General features: G+C 54.1%; 17 protein-coding genes. 11 read left to right on the plus strand and 6 right to left on the minus strand.

The features are described from left to right. Window positions 1–50 precede the first annotated feature (50 nt). The 8 genes from V9K92_RS07055 to pbpC all read left to right on the plus strand — a co-directional run bounded on the left by V9K92_RS07055 (window position 51) and on the right by pbpC (window position 15527). A complete protein-coding gene (locus V9K92_RS07055) occupies window positions 51–524 on the plus strand; it encodes a formate dehydrogenase subunit gamma (RefSeq protein WP_115055192.1) in 474 nt (157 codons plus the stop codon). Beyond that, on the plus strand, window positions 521–2077 hold the full coding sequence (locus tag V9K92_RS07060) for a formate dehydrogenase beta subunit (protein WP_337353651.1): 1557 nt from the start codon (window positions 521–523) through the stop codon (window positions 2075–2077). Before V9K92_RS07055 ends, V9K92_RS07060 begins: the two co-directional genes overlap by 4 nt. Before the next feature lie 9 nt (window positions 2078–2086). Beyond that, window positions 2087–4963: a formate dehydrogenase subunit alpha gene (gene fdhF, locus V9K92_RS07065; protein WP_337353652.1), complete on the plus strand. Its 2877-nt coding sequence runs from the start codon at window positions 2087–2089 to the stop codon at window positions 4961–4963. A gap of 2 nt (window positions 4964–4965) precedes the next feature. After that, complete coding sequence (gene fdhD, locus V9K92_RS07070) at window positions 4966–5901, plus strand: formate dehydrogenase accessory sulfurtransferase FdhD (protein WP_370878805.1); 936 nt, start codon at window positions 4966–4968, stop codon at window positions 5899–5901. Further along, window positions 5894–6142: a formate dehydrogenase subunit delta gene (locus V9K92_RS07075; protein WP_115055188.1), complete on the plus strand. Its 249-nt coding sequence runs from the start codon at window positions 5894–5896 to the stop codon at window positions 6140–6142. The genes fdhD and V9K92_RS07075 overlap by 8 nt, the downstream gene beginning before the upstream one ends. Before the next feature lie 49 nt (window positions 6143–6191). Continuing rightward, entirely contained in the window at window positions 6192–7847 is a 1656-nt protein-coding gene (locus V9K92_RS07080) for an OFA family MFS transporter (protein ID WP_337353653.1), read from the plus strand. Window positions 7848–8004: 157 nt separating this feature from the next. Beyond that, window positions 8005–13443, plus strand: coding sequence for an alpha-2-macroglobulin family protein (locus V9K92_RS07085; RefSeq protein WP_337353654.1), 5439 nt, complete (start codon window positions 8005–8007; stop codon window positions 13441–13443). Then, a complete protein-coding gene (gene pbpC / locus V9K92_RS07090) occupies window positions 13443–15527 on the plus strand; it encodes a penicillin-binding protein 1C (protein WP_337353655.1) in 2085 nt (694 codons plus the stop codon). The genes V9K92_RS07085 and pbpC overlap by 1 nt, the downstream gene beginning before the upstream one ends. 39 nt (window positions 15528–15566) lie before the next feature. Here pbpC and V9K92_RS07095 read toward each other — a convergent pair whose 3' ends face one another. The 6 genes from V9K92_RS07095 to V9K92_RS07120 form a co-directional block, all read right to left on the minus strand. After that, window positions 15567–15902 (minus strand): RcnB family protein, encoded by a 336-nt coding sequence (locus V9K92_RS07095; RefSeq protein ID WP_115055184.1) that lies wholly within the window; start codon window positions 15900–15902, stop codon window positions 15567–15569. 156 nt (window positions 15903–16058) lie between these two features. After that, a complete protein-coding gene (locus V9K92_RS07100; RefSeq protein WP_336440531.1) occupies window positions 16059–17315 on the minus strand; it encodes a D-amino acid dehydrogenase in 1257 nt (418 codons plus the stop codon). A gap of 416 nt (window positions 17316–17731) precedes the next feature. Continuing rightward, window positions 17732–17941, minus strand: a complete 210-nt coding sequence (locus tag V9K92_RS07105) for a cold-shock protein (protein WP_091881096.1) — start codon at window positions 17939–17941, stop codon at window positions 17732–17734. A gap of 326 nt (window positions 17942–18267) precedes the next feature. Continuing rightward, window positions 18268–18540, minus strand: a complete 273-nt coding sequence (locus V9K92_RS07110; protein WP_115055182.1) for a hypothetical protein — start codon at window positions 18538–18540, stop codon at window positions 18268–18270. A gap of 50 nt (window positions 18541–18590) precedes the next feature. After that, window positions 18591–18788, minus strand: coding sequence for a hypothetical protein (locus V9K92_RS07115; protein ID WP_115055266.1), 198 nt, complete (start codon window positions 18786–18788; stop codon window positions 18591–18593). Between the two features lie 126 nt (window positions 18789–18914). Continuing rightward, entirely contained in the window at window positions 18915–19055 is a 141-nt protein-coding gene (locus V9K92_RS07120) for a hypothetical protein (RefSeq protein ID WP_307283087.1), read from the minus strand. 769 nt (window positions 19056–19824) lie between these two features. Here V9K92_RS07120 and V9K92_RS07125 point away from each other — a divergent pair. The 3 genes from V9K92_RS07125 to V9K92_RS07135 all read left to right on the plus strand — a co-directional run bounded on the left by V9K92_RS07125 (window position 19825) and on the right by V9K92_RS07135 (window position 23134). Next, complete coding sequence (locus V9K92_RS07125) at window positions 19825–20751, plus strand: NAD-dependent epimerase/dehydratase family protein (RefSeq protein WP_337353656.1); 927 nt, start codon at window positions 19825–19827, stop codon at window positions 20749–20751. 157 nt (window positions 20752–20908) lie between these two features. Next, entirely contained in the window at window positions 20909–22378 is a 1470-nt protein-coding gene (locus tag V9K92_RS07130; RefSeq protein ID WP_337353657.1) for a Ppx/GppA phosphatase family protein, read from the plus strand. Window positions 22379–22423: 45 nt separating this feature from the next. After that, window positions 22424–23134 (plus strand): RlmE family RNA methyltransferase, encoded by a 711-nt coding sequence (locus V9K92_RS07135; RefSeq protein ID WP_115055179.1) that lies wholly within the window; start codon window positions 22424–22426, stop codon window positions 23132–23134. Window positions 23135–23136 lie beyond the last annotated feature (2 nt).

Below are 23136 nucleotides of genomic sequence, written 5' to 3' on the forward strand. Positions count from 1 at the left end.
TTTGATCTGTTCTAAGTCACGAGGAGAAATTAGGGAGGGCGCTGCACAAAATGCAGAGCGCAAGTACCGATATCGCAGCTAGAGCGATAGGCATTATCGATCAATTCAAGGGCAAAGAAGGGCCGCTATTGCCCATCTTGCACGAGTTGCAGGGTGAGTTTGGTTATGTGCCACAGGAAACGCTTCCTTTGATCGCACATGCCCTCAATATTTCCCGTGCCGAAGTTCACGGCGTATTTTCATTTTATCATGATTATCGCGATCATCCAGCTGGCCGACATGTCCTGAAGCTTTGCCGGGCTGAAGCCTGTCAATCAATGGGCAGCGATGCATTGGCGGATCGCGCGCGCCAATTGCTTGGCATTGACTGGCATGGCACCACGACAGATGGCGCGGTAACGCTCGAACCGGTTTACTGCCTTGGCCTGTGCGCCTGTGCGCCTGCCGCGATGCTGGATGGCGAAGTTATTGGTCGCCTGGACGCTGAGCGCCTCGATGAAATTGCTGCGGAGGTGCGACTATGAGCATCACCTTCTATGTCCCGCGTGATTCCGGTGCCTTGGCACTCGGCGCTGAAAAAGTCGCAAAGACGCTCGAAAACGAAATCACCGCACGCAAGCTGGATGCAAAAATCATACGCAATGGATCGCGTGGCATGTACTGGCTTGAGCCGATGGTCGAGGTCGAAACGCCCGGCGGCCGTGTAGCCTATGGGCCGGTCAAGGCCTCTGACGTTGCAGCCTTGCTCGATGGCGGGTTGGCCGAGGGCAGGGTGCATCCGCTTTGGCTTGGTCTTACAGAGCATCTCCCGTTCTTGTCCAAACAGACACGCCTGACATTTGCGCGTTGTGGCATCACTGATCCAGTCTCGCTTGATGATTATCGCGCCCATGATGGCTTGAAGGGGCTGCAGAACACTCTGACCTTGTCGCGGGCCGAGATCGTGGCTCAGGTAACCGAATCCGGATTGCGGGGACGCGGAGGTGCTGGCTTTCCGACCGGCATCAAATGGAAAACGGTGCTCGATACTTTGGCACCGCAAAAATATATTGTCTGCAATGCGGATGAGGGCGATAGCGGCACTTTTGCTGATCGTATGATCATGGAAGGCGATCCCTTTGTTCTCATCGAGGGCATGGCGATTGCCGGCATCGCTGTTGAGGCGACCAAGGGCTACATCTACATTCGTTCTGAGTATCCGCATGCCATTGCAGTAATGAATGAAGCCATCGAAGTTGCGCGGAAGGCTGGAGTACTGGGAGCCTCTGTGCTCGGTTCGTCATATGTTTTCGATATCGAGGTTCGCGTCGGCGCCGGGGCCTATGTCTGCGGCGAAGAAACGGCTTTGCTTGAAAGTCTTGAAGGGCGTCGCGGTATCGTACGCGCCAAGCCACCGCTTCCCGCGCATAAGGGCCTGTTTGGCAAACCTACCGTCATCAATAATGTGATTTCCTTGGCCTCGGTGCCTGTCATCATGGACAGGGGGGCGGCGTTCTACAAAGATTTCGGCATGGGCCGCTCACGTGGCACCATTCCGCTGCAAATAGCTGGCAACGTCAAATATGCCGGGCTGTTTGAGGCTGCCTTTGGTCTTACTCTTGGTGAGATCGTGGATGATATTGGCGGCGGCACTGCCACGGGCCGTCCGGTAAAAGCGGTGCAGGTCGGCGGTCCACTGGGTGCTTATTTCCCACGTTCGCTTTTCGACACGCCGTTTGACTACGAAGCCTTTGCAGCCAAGGACGGTCTTATCGGTCACGCCGGATTGGTCGTCTTTGACGACAGTGTCGATATGCTGAAACAGGCACGCTTTGCCATGGAATTCTGCGCTGTGGAATCCTGCGGCAAGTGTACGCCATGCCGTATCGGTTCTACCCGCGGCGTTGAGGTTGTGGATCGCCTTTCAGCCAATATCGAGCCGGAAAAGCAAATCGCGGTTCTCACTGATCTTTGCAATACGATGAAATTCGGATCGCTCTGTGCCTTGGGCGGTTTCACGCCTTATCCCGTTATGAGCGCTCTTAATCATTTTCCTGAAGATTTTCGCCCGGCACCAATTGCCGTTGCGGCGGAATAGGAGTTCACCATGTCACTGGTTCACGAGATCGACTACGGCACGCCAGCTTCCCTTTCGGAGAAGATGGTCACGCTCACCATCGACGGCAATGAGGTGACGGTTCCCGAAGGAACTTCCCTGATGCGTGCCGCGATGGAAGCAGGCATTCAGGTGCCGAAACTCTGCGCCACCGATATGGTTGATGCATTTGGTTCCTGTCGTCTTTGCCTTATTGAAATCGAAGGCCGCAACGGTACTCCGGCTTCCTGCACCACGCCTGCAATGGAAGGTCTGGTGGTCCATACGCAGACCAAGCGCCTGAAGGATATCCGCAAAGGCGTGATGGAGCTTTATATCTCCGATCATCCGCTCGATTGCCTGACTTGCGCTGCCAATGGCGATTGTGAGTTGCAAGATATGGCAGGTGCGGTGGGCTTGCGCGATGTTCGCTATGGTTACGAAGGCGACAACCATGTTTTCACCAAGGCAGAGGGCGTCGCCAATGATCGCTGGATGCCTAAGGATGAAAGCAACCCTTATTTCACCTATGATCCGGCGAAATGCATCGTTTGTTCGCGCTGTGTCCGTGCCTGTGAAGAAGTGCAGGGCACATTTGCACTGACGATTGAGGGCCGTGGTTTTTCCAGTCGCGTTTCTCCGGGCATGCACGAAAACTTTCTGGATAGTGAATGTGTTTCCTGCGGTGCCTGCGTGCAGGCATGCCCTACCGCGACACTGACGGAAAAATCGGTCATCCAGATAGGACAACCCGAGCACTCCAAAGTCACGACCTGCGCCTATTGTGGCGTTGGCTGCTCGTTCAAGGCAGAAATGCGTGGTGAGGAACTTGTTCGCATGGTTCCCTACAAGGATGGCAAAGCCAATCGTGGTCACTCCTGCGTCAAAGGCCGCTTTGCCTATGGTTATTCCACACACAAGGATCGCATTCTCAACCCAATGATCCGCGAGAAAATTACAGATCCTTGGCGCGAAGTGAGCTGGGACGAGGCATATAAGTACGTCGCTAATGAATTCCGCCGTCTGCAATATCAATATGGGCGCAATTCCGTTGGCGGCATCACTTCGTCCCGCTGCACCAATGAAGAAACATACCTCGTACAAAAGTTGGTCCGCGCCGGTTTCGGCAACAATAATGTCGATACCTGCGCCCGTGTCTGCCATTCGCCAACCGGCTATGGTCTCAAGACAACCTTCGGTACATCTGCCGGTACGCAGGATTTCGACAGCGTTGAGCATACGGATGTCGTTATGGTCATTGGTGCAAATCCGACCGATGGTCATCCTGTCTTCGCCTCGCGTCTGAAGAAGCGTTTGCGCAAGGGCGCAAAACTCATCGTCGTCGATCCACGCCGGATTGATCTGGTGCGCTCTCCCCACGTCTCTGCAGCCCAACATCTGCAACTGCGCCCGGGCACGAATGTCGCTGTGGTCACATCGCTGGCTCATGTGGTTGTTACAGAGGGTCTTTTCGACGAAAAGTTCATTCGCGAGCGTTGCGATTGGGAAGAGTTCCAGGATTGGGCCGCTTTCGTCTCTAGCCCGGAACATAGCCCGGAAGCCATTGAAGAACTGACAGGTGTGAACCCGCAAACCCTGCGCGAAGCAGCACGCCTGTTCGCCACTGGTGGCAATGGAGCCATCTATTACGGCCTTGGCGTAACAGAACATAGCCAAGGTTCTACTACGGTCATGGCCATCGCCAATCTGGCAATGGCAACCGGTAATATCGGCCGCAAGGGCGTCGGTGTTAATCCTCTGCGCGGCCAGAATAATGTGCAGGGTTCCTGCGATATGGGTTCGTTCCCGCATGAACTTCCCGGCTATCGCCATGTTTCCGATGAATCGACACGAGATATTTTTGACAAGCTGTGGGGCGTCAAAATTCAGGACGAGCCGGGCTTGCGCATTCCAAACATGCTGGATGCCGCCGTCGACGGCACGTTCAAGGGCATTTACATTCAGGGTGAAGACATCCTGCAGTCAGATCCCGATACGAAACATGTTGCTGCCGGTCTGGAAGCAATGGAATGTGTAGTCGTCCATGACCTGTTTTTGAACGAAACCGCAAACTACGCCCATGTGTTTCTGCCGGGTTCTACATTCCTCGAAAAGGACGGCACTTTTACCAATGCCGAGCGCCGGATTAACCGGGTGCGTAAAGTGATGAGCCCGCTCAATGGCTATGCGGATTGGGAAGTTACACAAAATCTTGCCAAAGCGATGGGCCTCAATTGGAACTATACCCATCCGTCACAGGTCATGGATGAAATTGCCATGACCACACCCAGTTTTGCTGGTGTCAGTTATGAGCTGCTTGAAAAAGAAGGTTCGGTTCAGTGGCCGTGCAATGAAAAGGCCCCTCTTGGTACGCCAATCATGCACATTGATGGTTTTGCGCGCGGAAAGGGCAAGTTCATTCGTACCGAATATGTTGCCACTGATGAGCGGACGGGACCGCGTTTCCCGCTTTTGCTCACAACAGGCCGCATTCTGTCGCAATACAATGTCGGCGCACAAACACGCCGTACAGACAATGTCATGTGGCATGAACAGGACCGTTTGGAAATTCATGCGCATGATGCGGAAAATCGCGGCATCCGTGATGGCGATTGGGTGAAGATCAGCAGCCGGTCCGGCGAAACTACCTTGCGCGCGCTTATTACGGATCGTGTCTCGCCCGGCGTGGTCTACACGACCTTCCACCATCCCACGACGCAGGCAAATGTGATCACGACCGACTTCTCCGACTGGGCAACAAACTGTCCGGAGTATAAGGTTACTGCGGTTCAGGTCGGTGCGTCCAACGGACCAAGCGATTGGCAGGTTCAATATGATGAACAGGCCCGCCAAAGTCGCCGGATCAAAATACTCAACGCGGCAGAATAAACGTGGAACAGCGCCCCGCACGCCAACTCGTACCGCGGATCACTCGCCGCTTGAATGGCGCAGTCGCCAGCTATGCCACCGGCGACCGTGCCGTGCCGGAAGAAACACCTGTCGCCTTCAGCTATAATGGCACGACCCATGCGGTCATGATGGCAACCCCTTCTGACATGGAAGATTTTGCCGTTGGTTTCAGTCTTTCCGAAGGCATTATCTCGCGGCTTGAACAGATCGATGAAATCAACATTGAAGACCATGCTGAAGGCATTGATATCCAGATCAGGCTTGCAGGCGAGGCAGGGCAGGATTTGAGTGATCGCCGCCGCCGCATGGCGGGGCCCGTTGGTTGCGGTCTTTGCGGAATTGAATCAATCGAGCAGGCATTGAAACCGGTCTCCTCCGTCGACAAGGTGAAATTGGAACTGGCACCAGATGACATTGCGCAAGCAGTAAGACTGCTTTCAGAAATACAGCCTCTTCACAAGGAAACGGGAGCTGTTCATGCCGCTGGTTTCTATCAACCGGGAAAAGGCATTGTAGCGGCGCGTGAAGATGTCGGAAGACACAATGCGCTCGACAAATTGGCTGGCAATCTGTGCCGCTCGCGCATTGAAGGCAGCAGCGGTGCTATTGTGATAACCAGCCGGGTTTCCATTGAAATGGTCCAGAAGGCAGCGATCATTGGTGCTTCAGTATTGATTGCGGTTTCTGCCCCGACAGCGCTTGCTATTCGCACGGCCCATGCCGCCGGACTAACGCTCGTTGCCTTGGTTCGCGGCGATGAATTTGATGTGTTTACGCGCCCGGAACGTATCCCGGTCGCCGCAGCGCAAATCGGCTCCGACACAGATGAAAAGCCGCAGCGGCCGCATCTCAATCCCGATCCTGCTGCCTCGACCCTTATACAAAGTCCAACTGTTAGATTGGTGCAATATGGATAGTGAAAGCCATAAAACCACGGCGGAAAAACTGGTCTATATGGCCAATCAGATTGCAACCTTCTTTCACTCTCAACCGATGGATGAGGCAGCGGCGGGTGTTGCCGAGCATATCAACCACTTCTGGGAACCGCGCATGCGCCAGCAGCTTTTCGACATACTGGAACAGCCGGACAACGGTCTGGATCCCTTGGTCCTTGAAGCTGCAAAGCAGATACGCAAGCCGGGCACCGTTTCGGCCTGATCCAACTTAATCGCTTGTTTTCTAATGCAAACCTTGGGAGGGGCATTGTATGTCGGCAATTGACCAAACAGCAGAAGGTTCGGTAGGAACCGCTGGAATTCTCGACCGCGAGCGCATTGTCGCCAAGGCGGGTTTCAATCGATGGCTCGTCCCGCCAGCCGCTTTGGCAATTCATTTATGTATCGGCATGGCCTATGGATTCAGTGTTTTCTGGCTGCCATTGTCCCGCTCGATCGGGATTGAACAATCCGTCGCCTGTGCTGATCTCAACCTTGTAACGGCTCTCTTTACGACCAGTTGTGACTGGCGTGTCAGCGATCTCGGCTGGATATACACGCTGTTCTTTGTGCTCCTAGGCTGTTCCGCAGCAATTTGGGGCGGTTGGCTGGAGCGCGCAGGCCCTCGCAAGGCGGGTCTTGTTTCAGCCCTCTGCTGGTGCGGCGGCATGGTCATAGCAGCCATCGGCATCATGACACATCAATTGTGGCTGATGTGGCTTGGCGCAGGCGTTATCGGCGGTATCGGCCTTGGGCTTGGCTATATTTCTCCGGTGTCGACCTTGATCAAATGGTTTCCGGATCGACGCGGCATGGCAACAGGCATGGCGATCATGGGCTTTGGTGGCGGTGCGATGATCGGAGCGCCACTGGCCAATCTTCTGATGAATTACTTCAAGACACCGGAATCTGTTGGCGTTTGGCAGACTTTGCTTGTCATGGCCGCCGGTTATTTTGTTTTCATGATGTGCGGCGCATTTGGCTATCGTATTCCTCCTGCAAATTGGCGTCCGGAGGGCTGGACCCCGCCCGTTAACGGCAAGGCCATGATTACCACGCGTCACGTCCATTTGCGGGATGCGCACAAAACCAAGCAATTCTGGCTCATTTGGGCCGTACTATGCCTCAACGTATCGGCTGGCATCGGCGTGATCGGCATGGCTTCGCCAATGCTTCAGGAGATATTTGCAGGCAAGCTGATTGGCTTCCCCGATGTCAGTTTTACGCAACTGGACGCATCGCAAAAAACTGCGGTCGCAGCTATTGCGGCTGGTTTTACCGGTTTGCTTTCACTGTTCAACATTGGGGGGCGCTTCTTCTGGGCGTCACTTTCCGACCGTCTCGGCCGTAAGGCAACCTACTACACCTTCTTTGCGCTGGGCATAGCGCTGTATGCCTTGGCACCGACCGCAGCACATATGGGAAGCCAGGCGCTGTTTGTTGCTATTTTCTGCGTGATCTTGTCGATGTATGGCGGTGGCTTTGCTACTATACCGGCCTATCTCGCCGATATATTTGGAACGCAGTTTGTTGGAGCTATTCATGGCCGCTTGCTGACCGCTTGGGCGACTGCCGGTATCGTGGGACCCGTCGTGGTCAATTACATCCGTGAATTCCAGATCAGTGCGGGTGTCCCGCGTGATCAGGTCTATGATCGAACAATGTATATCCTGGCTGGCATGTTGGCGCTCGGCTTGGTAGCCAATCTGTTCGTGCGGCCATTGGCAGACAAATGGTTCATGTCGGATGCGGAAGTTGCTGCGCTACAGGCCAAGACAAAGGTCGTGGAAGCGGGCACAAGCGGATCGTTCGGCATAGGTCATGGCGGTCTCGACGCAAAGGCGGCAATTGCCTGGGCAGCTGTTGGGATCCCGATCCTGTGGGGTGTTTGGGTTACCATCAAACAGGCCATCATTCTCTTCCAGTGAGCAATTGCTCCAGCTCGAAGTAAAAAGGCCCTTCGGGGCCTTTTTACTGTAACAATGTCATAGATTTCAGCCGTAAGTTGCATGGTCTGTTGACAAGTCACGACGAAGTTTAAAGAGTGCCCAACATCAGGATCAGTAGTGGCGTTGGGAGGACGATATGTCTGTGCGCGCAAGGTTTGGGCTTCTTGCTCTTCTCCTCACATTTTTTACCTCCATCTTACCGGCGGGGGCCGCGGAAATTAACCGCGATATCGTCACTACGAAGGATAGCGATTATTTCGGGTTTGATCTGCGCACAGAGGAAGATGTTACGCTGGATCAATGCGAAACCGTCTGTCTTGCAGATCAGGCGTGTAAAGCCTTCACCTACAACCCCAAGGTAAAGTGGTGCTTCCTGAAATCAGACTTCAAGGAGCTCAAGAGCTTCCCGGGTGTCTTTGCCGGAAAGGTCGTGGAGACCTCAGTCGAACCGGATATTGGCGCCGCTCCTAAAGTGCAGTTTGTTTCGGAGCAGTTCATCACCGATGCACGTGAGATCAAAGCCAATCTGTCGGCAACCGATGCTCAAAAAGCGATGGGTTTTGACAAGCTTATCGAGCTTGCAAGAAACAGCGCAGTTCCTACCTCCCTCGAGAATTATATGGCTGCCTTGTCGCTCGCACCCGGCAATGAAGACATATGGCTGGAGCTTGCAAAAGCTGGAAATGTTGGAGGCGATCGCTACAGGGGTGGTCAGTCTGCGTTAGCTGCTTTTAATGCCTATCAATTGTCACGCACCACACAAAGCCGCGCAGAAGACCTTTCCGTCTTGGGAACGTCCCTGGAGATTGCGCAAAATTACCGGGCGGCAATCAATGCCTATAAGGCAAGCTTGGAACTGGTTGAAGCAAAGACAGTTCGGGCAGCACTCAATGATCTGCAGGCGCGTCAGGGCTTCCGCGTGGTCAATCACACAATTGATGCTGACAGTGCGACAGCACGTGCCTGCGTTCAGTTCTCAGAACCATTGGTAAAAATGGGGACGGATTACACGCCCTTCGTCACACTGAACGGCGTGCCGGCGAAAAGCGTTGAAGCCAAGGGTAGTGAGATCTGCGCCGAAGGTCTGACACATGGTGAACGCTACAAGCTCGCGCTGCGTGCCGGTCTTCCTTCATCGGTGGGTGAATCTTTGGAGCGGCAAGTCGACCTTGATATTTACGTCAAGGACCGCACAGCCATGGTTCGGTTTACGGGTGACAGTTTCGTTTTGCCCAGCACGGCCCGTCGCGGCATTCCTATTGTGTCTGTCAATACCAGCAGCGCCAAGCTGAAACTCTACCGCATCGGCGATCGCGGTATTGCGCCTTTGCTGACGAGTTCGCAATTCCTTACGCAATTGGAAGGTTACAGCGCTCAAAGACTGCAGGACGAGGCGGGTGAAGCCATTTGGGAAGGCACGATTGATATTCAGACCGATTTGAACAAGGACGTTGTCACCAGCTTCCCTGTCGATGAGGCCTTGCCGCAGCGCAAGCCCGGCGTTTATGTGCTAACTGCCGTATCACCTGAAGCAAAGCAGGATGACTGGGCAGCGCTGGCAACCCAATGGTTCGTCGTTTCAGATATTGGTTTGTCGACATATACAGGTACTGATGGTCTGAACGTATTTGTGCGCTCGCTTGCCAGTGCCCAGCCGCTTATCGGCGTTGAATTGCAACTGCTCGCCAAGAACAACGAAATCCTTGGTACAGCGACAACCGATACGGATGGTCGTGCAACGTTCAGTGCGGGGCTAATGCGCGGCACTGCAGCCATGGTTCCCGCCGTGATCACCGCCCGCAACGGTGATGCCGATTATGTCTTTCTGGACATGACCCGAGCCGGTTTCGACCTTTCGGATCGCGGTGTTACGGGCCGCGCGGCTCCTGGCGCTATCGATATTCTGGCTTGGACCGAGCGTGGCATCTACAGGGCAGGTGAAACGGTCCACGTTTCGGCTCTCGCGCGTGACAACGCTGCAAATGCTATCGAGAAACTGCCACTCACTTTCGTATTCAAGCGTCCAGATGGCGTAGAAGACCGCCGAATGGTTAGTGATGGAGAGAATTTGGGCGGCCACACGTTGGATCTGGCTTTGCAGGCCAATGCCATGCGCGGCACGTGGACGATGCAGATATTCACCGACCCAAAGGGGTCTTCAATTGCGGAAAAGCAATTCATGGTCGAGGATTTCGTGCCCGACCGTATCGAGTTCGATCTGACAAGCGACGCCAAATCATTGGAGATCGGCCAGCCCGCATCTGTCACTATTGACGGGCGCTATCTATACGGCGCTCCTGCTGCGGGTTTGTTTGCGGAAGGCGAGGTCATTCTCAAGCCCACGCGCGAAAGAGAGGATTTCAAAGGGTACTTCTTCGGGTTGGCCGACGAACAGGCAAGTGAACCAGTATCCGTGCCGATCGAAGCTGCCGAAGCATTGGACGAAAACGGCAAGGCGACGTTTGACGTGACCATTGCCGATGCTCCTTCGACAACACAATTATTGAATGCAAATGTGGTTGTACGATTGAAGGAAGCAGGCGGACGCGCTGTTGAGCGTTCATTGACGCTGCCAGTCAAATCCGAAAGCTCGATGATTGGGATCAAGCCGGAGTTTTCCGGCGATCTCAGCGAGAATTCCGTTGGCAAGTTTAACGTTATAGCGCTTGATGCAAATGGGCAGAAGCAGGCCATGCAAGGTCTGTCATGGAAGCTGCTGAGCGTCGAGCGGAACTATCAGTGGTATCGCGACGGCAGCTCGTGGAAGTACGAGCCTATTTTGTCGACCAAGCAGGTTGCCAATGGCACAGTTGATGTCACCACGGATGGCGGGGCGATTTCAGTTCCCGTGACATGGGGACGTTTCCGGTTGGAAGTGGAAACAGCCGCTGCGGATGGTCCCACATCAAGCGTCGAATTCGACGCTGGTTACTATGTTGAAGCCGCATCGACGGAAACACCTGACGGCCTCGAAATTGCGCTGGACAAGGAGCAATATGCGCCTGGTGATACCGCTAAGCTGAAAGTTTCCTCGCGTTTCGCTGGCGAATTGCTGGTGACAGTCGGCGCTGAAAGCCTGCTGGCAACGACCAGAGCCAGTATTGGTGCTGAAGGCGGCGAAGTTGATATTCCTGTCACCGCCGATTGGGGTGCAGGAGCCTATGTCACGGCCACGTTGTTCCGTCCGGGCGATGCACAGGAAACGCATATGCCCATGCGAGCCATCGGTATTAAATGGCTGAATGTGAATCCCGGCGATCGCAAGCTGGCAGTCAAGCTTGAAGCTCCGGAAAAGACCGAGCCACGCCAACCACTCAACATCGCATTGCAGGTTGCAGGCGCTGGCGCAAATGAGAACGCATTTGTTTCCGTGGCTGCAGTGGATGTCGGAATTCTTAATCTAACTCGTTACGAGGCTCCTGATCCTGATAACTGGTATTTTGGCCAGCGTCAGCTTGGGCTCGAAATCCGCGATCTCTATGGGCGTCTGATTGATAGTTCGCAGGGCGCAACAGGGAAACTGCGTACCGGCGGCGACGGCGCTCAAATGCCGATGCAGGGTAATCCTCCAACTGAAAAGCTCGTCGCATTCTTCTCCGGGCCCGTAAAGCTTGATGCGGAAGGTAAGGCGAACGTCACTTTTGATATCCCGCAGTTCAATGGCACGGCGCGGGTCATGGCTGTCGCCTGGTCCAAATCCGGCGTTGGGCATGCCACCTCTGACGTGATTATCCGTGACCCGGTGGTAGTGACAGCAAGCCTGCCAAAATTCCTGACGCCTGGCGACAAAGCATCCTTGCGGCTTGATATAGCCAATACCGACGCGCCTGCTGGTGAATATCAGGTGCAGGTCACCGGCAATCCTGCCGTCGAGGTAGAGCAGCCCGGCGCATCGCAGGCGATCAACCTGACCGCTGGCGGCAAATTCGACCTTACCTTGCCGCTTGTTGGCGTTCATCCCGGCGATGGCGTTGTCTCGGTGAAACTGTCGAATACCTCCGGCATGACGCTTGAACAAACGCTCAATCTTCCGGTTCGTCCAGCAACATTGCCGATGACTGTGCGCAAGCCAATCAAGCTTGCACCCAATGCCAGTGTCAAAGTGGACAGTGAATTGCTTGCCGGGAGTATCCTGCAGGGCGCTTCGGTTAGCCTCAACGTTACACGATCAACGGCGTTCGACATTCCTGCTCTGCTGATGACGCTTGATCGCTACCCTTATGGCTGCGCCGAACAGACCACCAGCCGCGCCTTGCCTTTGCTATATATGAGCGAACTGGCAAAGAAATCGGGTATAGCTGATGATGGCGATGTTCAAAAACGCGTTCAGGAAGCCATATACCGCGTGCTTGCCTATCAGTCTTCGTCCGGCAGTTTCGGCCTGTGGAGCCCAGGTTCGGGCGATCTTTGGCTCGATGCCTATGTCACGGATTTCCTGACACGAGCACGCGAACAGAAATATGACGTGCCGGAACAGGCGTTGGTTCAGGCGCTGGATAATCTCCAGAATTCGTTGAGCTATGACGTGAATGTCAAGGATCAAGGAAATGAAATAGCCTATGCGCTCTACGTATTGGCCCGCAATCGCAAGGCCGCAATCAGCGATCTTCGCTACTATGCCGATACGATGCTTTCGGAGTTTCCGACGCCCCTTGCAAAAGCACACATAGCTGCTGCGCTTTCGCTTTATGGCGATGGTCAGCGCTCGCAAAGCATTTTCACCGATATTGTCGGTAAGACATCGTTGTTGAGCAATGTCAGCCTGGTGCGCTCCGATTATGGTTCATCCTTGCGTGATGGCGCTGCCGTTCTTGCTCTGGCAGCCGAGAGCCGCCCGGTTCCGGCTATCATTCCGCAACTGTCAAAAATCGTTGCTGAACAATGGGAAAGCGCTCGGTACACCAGCACCCAGGAACAGACATGGATGCTCCTTGCTGCGCGTGCAATTCAAGACGGAGACAGCGATCTGAAGCTCGATATTAACGGTGTAGCCCATACAGGTAGTTATGCGTCGCAGCTTACAGGCGAAGAACTGATTGCGTCGCCCGTGACAGTTACGAACACCAGCTCCGCTCCGCTTTCCGCAGTTGTCACTACGGTTGCTGCACCGTCGCAGCCCCTGCCGGCGGGCGGTGATGGGTTTAATATTGAACGCACCTATTACACGCTTGATGGTAGCGAGGCCAACGTCACAGAGGCCAAGCAGAATGAGCGCTATGTCGTTGTCTTGAAGATCACAGAGAACAATAGATGGCCCTCGCGTGTTCTGGTTACGGATCTGTTGCCCGCTGGTTTTGAGATCGACAATCCCGGCTTGGTCAATAGTGCCAGCTTGACCAATTTTGACTGGATAGGTGAGGTCGAGGCGGCTCACACGGAGTTCCGTAGTGATCGTTTCGTTGCTGCGTTTGATAGGGTCGCCAGCGATAATAGCGAAATTACGCTTGCTTACGTTGTTCGCGCCGTCACACCGGGCAATTACAGCCATCCTGCCGCTAGCGTCGAGGACATGTATCGCCCGCAATTTTCTGCCCGCACTGCCTCTGGCCGCATGGAGGTCGTCGAAGCACAATAATGCTTACGTGGCGGACATTCTGCATCGGCGTTTCTGCCAATCTTGTGTTGGCGACCCTGTTGGCCTTTGGACTCGACGCGGCGGATCGTGCGTTCCCGCCGCCTCTTGAAAAAGCGCGCGAGGTCTCAACTGAAGTGGTTGACGCGGATGGCCAGTTGTTGCGTGCCTTTGCAACTACTGAAGGCCGGTGGCGACTGGGTACAAAGACCAAGGATGTTGACCCGCAATTTGTGCGTATGCTGATCGCCTATGAGGATCAGCGCTTCATGAACCATCGGGGTGTTGATCCTCTGGCCTTGGGCCGGGCTGCATTCCAGCTGGTCACTCATGGGCGCATCGTCTCTGGTGCGTCTACCTTGTCAATGCAGGTTGCCCGGCTTATCGAGCCCCGTGAAGGCCGGTCGCTCACGGCAAAATTCCAGCAGGTCGTGCGGGCGTTGCAGATCGAGCGCCGCTTAAACAAATCGGAGATTCTCGATCTCTATCTGACGCGCGCTCCTTATGGAGGTAATCTTGAAGGCGTTCGCGCGGCAAGCTTGAGCTATTTCGGCAAGGAACCACGTCGCTTGAGCGTTTCGGAAGCAGCATTGCTGGTTGCTCTGCCGCAATTACCGGAAAAGCGAAGGCCAGACCGTAATGCTGGTGCGGCGACAAATGCGAGAGAACGCGTTCTCAAACGCATGGCGGTGGAAAAAATTGTCGGGGAGGGCGAGGCTGAACGCGCAGGCTTGATCCCCGTCTCCTCCCGCCGTCTGCAACTCCCCGCCCTTGCAGCTCACCTTGCCGAAGCTGCCGCAAAAAAAGAACCGCAAGTCAAACGTCATCAGACCACCCTGCGCCGTAAGGTTCAGGAGGGACTGGAAACTGTTGCGCGTGATGCAGCTGTGAAGCTCGGTCCGAAACTGTCTGTCGCCATGGTGATGGCTGATGCCCGCACTGGCGAAATCGTTGGAGAAGTTGGTTCCGCCGATTATTTTAATGCCAGCCGTTCGGGCTGGATAGATATGACGCGCATCAATCGTTCGCCGGGATCGACGCTGAAGCCCTTCATTTATGGGCTTGCCTTTGAAGATGGTCTGGTCAGCCAGGAAACGATGATTGAAGATCGTCCCACAGACTTTTTCGGCTATCGGCCGCGCAATTTCGATATGAGCTATCAGGGTGATGTCAGCGTCAGGCAGGCATTGCAATTGTCGCTGAATGTGCCAGCGGTGCGTCTGCTCGATGTGGTTGGGCCAACGCGTTTGATGGTTCGTTTCCGCCGCGCTGACGTGCGTCCGGTTCTGCCGGCCAATGAGGCCCCCGGATTAGCAATTGGACTTGGGGGTGTCGGTACGACGTTGAAAGATCTTGTCCAGCTCTATGCTGCGCTGGCCAATCAGGGCAGGCCAGTACAGTTAGGGGACGGTATCCGGGAAAAGCCCGCGGTCATTGAGGGTGAGCCTTTGCTTGAACCTGTCGCTGCCTGGCATATTGCCGATATCCTGTCCGGCGTCATGCCGCCTTTGGGCGCGGGCCAGCGTGGCATCGCGTACAAGACTGGTACAAGCTATGGTTATCGTGACGCTTGGTCAGTGGGCTTTGATGGGGCTTATGTACTTGGTGTTTGGGTAGGGCGGCCGGATAATGGGGCTGTGCCGGGTATAACAGGGTTCGCCTCCGCGGCGCCTATCCTGTTTGAGGGTTTTGCCAAATCCGGCATTGCAATAACGCCTTTGGCCCGTGCACCGGCCGGAGCAGCGCGAATTGCACAGGCGGAATTGCCCATAAGTCAACGCCGGTTTTCCATGACGCCAAGCGGGCTTCTCGCCTCATCAACACGGGAACCCGCGCCGCAGATAATTTATCCACCGGAAGGTGCGCGAGTCGATCTTGGTGCCAAGCAAGGAGGCCAGATAAACCCGCTCATATTGAAGCTGCAAGGCGGCAGAGCGCCGTTCCGTTGGCTGGCCAATGGCAAGCCTTTGCCGGATATGTCGCGCAGACGGGTCAATCAATGGACGCCGGATGGTGGAGGATATTCGACTTTGACGGTTGTCGATTCGATGGGGCGGGCGGCTACTGTTCGCGTTTTCATAGACTGAAAAAGCGGCGCTGGAGGTCGCCGCTTTTCAGTCTTCTGTTTATCGGGCTTGAACCAGCGCCGAAATGATGCCGGATGTGATGCCGATCAGCACGTAATTATCGTCAGCTCTTACCCAGTGATAACCACGTGGCGGGGTCCGCAGGTGATAGCGATGATAGTCGCGCACCACGTTGCGACGATAGCTTGACGGTAATGCATGACCGCGCGACCAGCGTGTTTTCTTCACAACGACCTTCTTGGTAACGATGCGCTTTTTGACGACATGTTCGCGTTGCTGGTCGTAATGGCGACCTTGGTCGTGTCGCTGCTGGGCGAAAGCTGCGGGCGTGGCTAGAAGTGATATGGCAATTGCGGCCAGAGCGATTTTTTTCATTTTCGTTTCCTCGTGAGCTGCATGGTTTGGGAAAGACCATGATTATTCAGACACGCAATGGTTGTATCTCTGGCGAGATGAACGAAAACTGAATGTGAACCTAAACAATTTGTAATGTTTTAAAGCACTTAGTGCGGATTGAACGTGGTCTTAACATCAGCCGTAGCGGCTGATGTTAAGTGGCGATGGGTCGACATCCGGGGATTTGCCAGATACCAGATCGGCGAGAACGCGGCCCGACCCGCATGCCATGGTCCATCCTAGCGTCCCATGGCCGGTATTGAGATAAAGATTGGAATATTTTGTCCCGCCGCCGATGATTGGCGGGCCATCGGGCGTCATTGGGCGCAGGCCCGTCCAGAAACTTGCTTTTGAAATATCGCCGCCCTTGGGGAACAGATCGCCGACCGAATGAGCCAATGTTCCCCGGCGTGCTTCGCGCAATGTCAGGTCATAGCCGGAAATCTCAGCGGTGCCGCCGACGCGAATACGATCACCAAGGCGAGTGATTGCAACCTTGTAGCTTTCATCCATGACGGTCGAAACCGGCGCGCCAGCAGGATCGGTGATCGGAACGGTAATGGAATAGCCTTTCACCGGATAGACGGGAATATGCACCCCGATGCGACGTAGCAGGAAGGGAGAGTAGCTGCCAAACGCGATCACATAGGCATCAGCGGTCAGTTCTTCTGTTTCCGTCGAAACACTGGCGATCTTGTTCGTGCTCGTATTAATGGACGTGATCGTCGTGTTGAACCGGAAGGTCACACCCGCTTCGGCACAACGCGCCGCCAGCTTTTCGGTAAACATCTGGCAATCACCCGTTTCGTCGCCAGGCAATTGCAAGCCGCCGACAAACTTTCCGCGCACATTGGCCAATGCGGGCTCGGCTGCAATGCAGCCTTCTGGGTCAAGCAGATTATAAGGCACGCCAAACTGCTTCAGAACATCAATATCACCGCCGGTGCCATCATATTGGCTCTGGGTGCGGAAAAGCTGCAGCGTCCCTTGCGTGCGCTCATCATAAGTGATGCCGGTTTCTTCGCGAAGCGCCTTGAGACTATCGCGGCTATATTCTGCAACAGGCACCATCCGAGCCTTATTGCGCGCATAGCGTGCAGATGTGCAGTTGCGCAGCATTTTTGCCAGCCATAACGCCATATAGGGATCGAATTTCGGCCGCACGACAAGCGGGCCAAAATGCATCAGCATCCATTTGATGGCTTTTACCGGGACACCGGGACCTGCCCAAGGTGATGAGTATCCCGGTGAAATTTCTCCGGCATTGGCAAAGCTGGTTTCCTGTGCGGGTCCCGCTTGGCGATCCACCACCACAACTTCATGTCCTGCCTGCGCAAGATACCAGGCCGACGTGACACCGACGACGCCACTGCCAAGGACGAGAACTTTCATGAATGGGAACTCCTTCGAACCACACATCAGCCGCGAAAAGCAGGCTGTCAAACCGAATCGTACCTTGTGGGTTAGAACGCAGTCTTTCCAGTGTTTTCTTGGTGCTTGCGCTGAAATGTCATGGAGAATGCCGCCTTTTCCCAGGATGCCCAGAGTTTGCGGCGTCAAGCGCGTTGAAGTGGGGCAACACGGTGCAAAGCTGGCGAGACGCTTGGGTTCATAAACCTGTCCATCGCGGATGTGACCGCAAATTCTGCGTGAGGCAATGACGGTTGAACAAAGTCTGCCGACCGTGGCTATAAGCCCGCCAGAAATCCAGGCAAAATAAAAGGCCGGGAAAACCCGACCTTCTCAAATTCATCTTTGCTATCAGTGCCAGTACATCCGTGGTCAAAGACCGCGAAGACGAATTATAATCAACCAGCCTGAAGCTGATCAGCAGTCATCTTGCCGGACTTGTTGTCACGGACCAATTCGAAGCTGATCTTCTGACCGTCATTGAGGCTGCGCATACCAGCGCGCTCAACTGCGGAGATGTGAACGAACACGTCTGCCGAACCGTCATCAGGTTGAATGAAGCCGAAGCCCTTTGTGGAATTGAACCACTTTACTGTTCCAGTGCTCATGATGAACCCTTTCAATGGAAATATCTTAATACAGGGCACGACGCGCCATGCAGTTTTTAGCTCGATTTTTGAAGAAGGATCTTTCAGAGCGCCTGAGACGCAATAAAACTGTTAACTAACTACCAAATACCGATATCACACATATAAGGCGAAGCACCTGTTTCGTCAATGCGGACCGCCAGAAATAAATATAAAGACTTTGCCAAGCCTAATATATCAATTAGCACATAAGAATTTTAACTGAAAACTATTTCTCGATTTCTGCGTGCAGAAAATCACAAATAGCTCCTTCAGTCTCGGCCTTGAGGTGCTCTGGCAGGCAGTAACTACTTGGCTTTTGTCGCCCGGGAGACTTTCGCCTTGGCTTTGGATTTAGGCGCTGCTTTTGGCGGTTGCGCCGCAAGTTCGGCTTCGTCGGCAGCTTCTTTCGCAAGACGAAGCGCTTTTAGCCGGGCTGTCTTGCTCTCCCACTTATTGGTCTCATCATTGATGATGGCGGAGGCGGCAGCTGTGGTAGCCAGACTTTTCTGCTCTGAGGGGCTGAGCACCCGCTTCGGGCGCACACCGACTTCGGGCAATTGTTTTGGACTATGTTTCATCGTGTCTCACATTGTTAGCTTACAATAATGACACGCGACGGCTGCCAAGTCTATCTTACAATCTTTTGACCGGACGGCCGCCATCCCCTGGCGAAACCATATGACATTGCCAAAGCTGCATATTCGATTTCGCGCAAAAGAAAGTCGCGCTCAGCTAAAAGAGCAGCCACGGTCGCCCTTGCATCACCCTGATGATAAGCGAGAGCTTCATCAATTTCATCCTCTGGTTGTCTCAAGATGGCGTTCATAGGAATCTCCTTTTCAAAAATACTGCCACAACCGAACATATTTGAAAAGGATTTTGTTCTCTTTTTGTTCCACAAAATGAGAACGTGCCGGAACATGGTTTGCCATGTTGGCCGGCACATATTGATTCAAGCTTTCGGCTTGCCCTTAGGCGTGGTTGCCTCTGCCTTTTTCATCATCGAGCTAAAAGGAACTTCTGCTTTCGCTGCGACCTTTTCCTTTTTTGGCTTGCGCGTTTCTTTGTTGCTGCGTTGCTGACCCTTGGCCATGGTGCCTCCTACCGGTTATACCAGGATACTTCACGGAATCAGTCGTTTGGAATGAATTGGCGGCCGAAACCTCTGACGCCGCGAAAAGCCAAGCCTGGCCAAAAGACGATTTTACAATACAGAAGCTTAGAGGTTTAATTCGGGCGTGTCACGGGCTCAGTTTTTGATTGCGGCAGCCCTGCCGCTCTTATTTGCTCAATTTTGGAATATTCTTACGGATTGAGCATAAGCAGCAGTGCAATAAACACAGTAAATATTGCAAAATTGAACCAAAAATTGGCTGTTCGTGAGTACATTTTCGATCTCCTGCCTAGCCGCGCCGGGAGCATTAACGAAGCGCTTAACCCGATGCGGAGCGTTCAGCCTATGATAACGCCCACTACGCCAGACTTGTTCCAGCTTTGCGGAGCCGGCGGGGTTTCAGGCCGAACAAAAGTCGAACCAATTAGCCATACAATGATTAAAAATATCACAGCGATTGCAGCCAAGAACAATAATCCAGTTAATTGTACTGGCTGCTGGTCATTATCGAGCATGGGATTCGTCTCAAAATTGTGACAATGGTCTAATACAACTTATGCGCGAATTATCAATCAGAACATCTGTCAATCTTCAGGATCAAAAGCACTGCCTTTTGATATTTGGCCTCGTACAACGTGATTGAAAATCATTTGTTCCGATGAGGTATTGGAACATGAGTTAAAATTACTGACTTCTATTGCTCGTTCTATTTTGCTCTTAATAGGAGTTCTTGAAAGGGATGAATCACATGGCTTCGGCTACTGTTCTTGTTACCGGGGCCACGGGCTTTGTCGGAACTGAGCTTGTTCCGCTTTTGCTGGCATCGGGATATCGGGTGGTTGCCGCTGTGAGAGACGGAGCAACGGGTGTCGTTGCCGGAGTAAAAACTGTTCGTTTGCCAGTTCATGATGAGCCCGACGCTGCTTTCGAGACTATTCTGGATGGCGTCGATCATGTGGTTCATCTGGCAGCCATTGCGCATACAAGGCTGGAAAATGGCGCTGAAATATACAATGCAGTAAACCATGTTCTTCCAGCCAGACTGGCGAAGGCCGCGGATAAAGCCATTACAGGCAAGTTCATTTTCATGTCATCAATAAGGGCGCAATGCGCTAATATTGCTCAGGGTGTCGTGCTTGAATCAGATGATCCACAGCCCACTGACGATTACGGGCGGGCGAAACGACACGCAGAAATCGACATAGCCAAATTCATGCCCCGCCGAAACTATACGATATTGCGGCCAGTCCTGGTTTACGGTGCCGGTGTAAAGGGCAATCTGGCGGCTTTGATAAAACTAGCGGCATTGCCGATCCCGCTTCCATTCAAATCCCTCGCCGGCAAAAGGTCTCTTGTTCATCGTTCGTCACTTTGTGACGCTGTAATTCATTGCCTCAATCAGCCAAAAACCGATGGCGGAACCTTCATCGTCGCCGATAGTAGCCCGGTCACAGTTGCGCAGATACTTGCCGCCCTGCGTCGGGGTGTCAAAAGAAACCCGTCATTGTTCACATGTCCTGTCTGGATCATGGATATCGCGGCACGTATCACGGGGCAGCGCGATCGTTGGACCACGTTGAACGGCGACCTTGTTGCCAGTTCAATGCTGTTGCAATCCACGGGGTGGAAGGCAGTAGAAAATACCGAGGGCGAGATTGAAAAACTGGCTGGCTGAACGAGCCAAAAGGTGCGATGCGAGCCTTCTCGACAGTTAGGCGGTAAAACGTCTCTTGGATATTCGCCAATCCGTGTTACATTATCTCCAACATTAATTGAAAAGCGCCTTGCTTTGCGTCCTTCGATGGTTCGCGCGGTGCTCAAAGGATAAAAGAGTGAAAGACCCCGAACTGGGTGCCTCATTGGCGCCGCATGGGGCGTCTGGTGGAATCAATGTGCCAAATGGTGCAAGTGATTCTGCCAAGAACGGGTCCGGACAACATGGTAATCCCGTGCAAGAGGTACAGGGTAGCCTTTCCGGTTCCGAAGAACGGCGCTTCGACCCGAACCCCAAGAAACGTGCGCGCCGCAGACGGCGTGGCAAGTCAAAGCAGGCTCCTGTTTTGGCGGAGAATGCCGTATCGACGGCTGCATCTGCGCCCGCCGCTGTCAGTCCAGCGGTCGCAGCCGCCAAACCAGCTAAAAAGCGACGGCCAAATCGCTTTCGCCGTCGTGGGCGCGCAGGCAATAAAGGCCCTGTGCAGAGCGCTGAAGCCAGCGTGGTCACCTTGCAAGTTCAGCCATCGGCAGCGGCACAGCCTGTAATTCAAGATGCGGTCCGTAAAGACAACCGGCACTCAGGAGCTGCGCTCTATGCCGCGCTGGATCTGGGTACGAATAATTGCCGGTTGCTCGTTGCTTCTCCCACGCGCCCCGGCCAGTTTCGGGTCGTGGATGCGTTTTCCCGCATCGTTCGTCTGGGCGAAGGGCTTGGCGCCACAGGCCGGCTGAACGAGAACGCAATGAATCGTGCCATTGAGGCATTGAAAGTTTGCCGGGACAAGCTTGATAGCCATGATGTGCGGCGTGCGCGCCTGATTGCAACCGAAGCCTGCCGACAAGCTTCAAATGGTGAAGAGTTCTTGGCGCGGGTAAAGGATGAAACGGGACTCGATCTCGAAATCATCAATCGCCAGACTGAAGCCCGGCTCGCTGTTTCCGGTTGCGGCACATTGGTCGAGCGGGAGACTGACGCGGTGGTCCTGTTCGACATTGGTGGCGGATCTTCCGAAATCGCATTGATTGACGTTTCCGAGCGTCGCTCACCCCGGTTGGCGGAGCACATCATAGCCTGGACCTCGCTGCCGGTTGGCGTGGTAACACTGGCGGAGCGCTTTGGCGGCCGCGACGTGACGACGGATAATTTCGCGGTCATGGTCGATCACGTTGCTGAACTCATCAATGAATTTACAGAGCGTCACAAGCTTGGCGATCTGGTAAAAAGCCAGAATTTCCATTTGCTTGGAACGTCCGGCACCGTAACGACGCTGGCCGGTATTCATCTCGGACTGGAGCGCTATGATCGCCGCCGTATTGATGGCATCTGGATGCAAAATGACGATGTGACTGAAATGACGAGCAGACTATTGTCGTGGAGTTTTGACGAGCGTGTCGCAAATCCTTGCATTGGTGCTGATCGTGCTGATCTTGTACTTGCCGGTTGCGCAATTCTGGATGCCATCCGCAATGTGTGGCCCAGCCAGAAATTACGCGTTGCGGATCGTGGCCTTCGCGAAGGTATTTTAACCGAACTCATGTCGCGCGATGGCGCGTGGCGCAATCGCTGGCTTCGTCCCAGCGCATAAGCAAGATTAGGCGCGATTGATATAGCGCGGAAAACAGGGGCCCAGATGGCTAAGACGACAACAGGCGGACGCGGCGGCACAGGCACGCGCGGGCTGCACACCAAGATCAAGAAGAAGGCCGGGACGATCAAGGAATCCTCGCGCCGTTGGCTTGAGCGCCACATTAATGATCCCTACGTCCAGCGATCAAAGGCGGATGGCTATCGGTCGCGCGCCGCGTATAAACTCATCGAAATCAATGATCGTTACAAGATCTTGAAAAAGGGTCAGCGCATTATCGATCTCGGCGCTGCTCCGGGCGGATGGAGCCAGATAGCTGCTTCCATCGTGGAATCGCCCGCACATCAGCCGACAGTCGTTGGCATTGACTATCTGCATATTGATCCGCTGCCAGGTGTTACCTTGCTTGAGATGGATTTTCTCGACGACGCTGCACCGGAAAAACTGATTGAAGCTTTGGGTGGGGAGCCTGATATCGTGATGTCTGATATGGCAGCTCCAACAACGGGCCATCGCCGTACCGATCATATCCGTACAACGCACCTATGCGAAGTTGCCGCCGATTTTGCGGTGTCTGTTCTGCGCCCGGGTGGCCACTTCCTGACCAAGACCTTTCAGGGCGGCACGGAAAATGAGGTACTGACACTTCTCAAGAAGCACTTCAAATCCGTGCATCATGTCAAGCCGCCAGCTTCCCGTGCAGAGTCGGTCGAACTTTATCTTTTGGCCCGAGACTTCAAGGGCAGAGACGTCTGATT

Source organism: Phyllobacterium sp. CCNWLW109 (assembly GCF_037203905.1).
Lineage (GTDB): Bacteria > Pseudomonadota > Alphaproteobacteria > Rhizobiales > Rhizobiaceae > Phyllobacterium > Phyllobacterium ifriqiyense.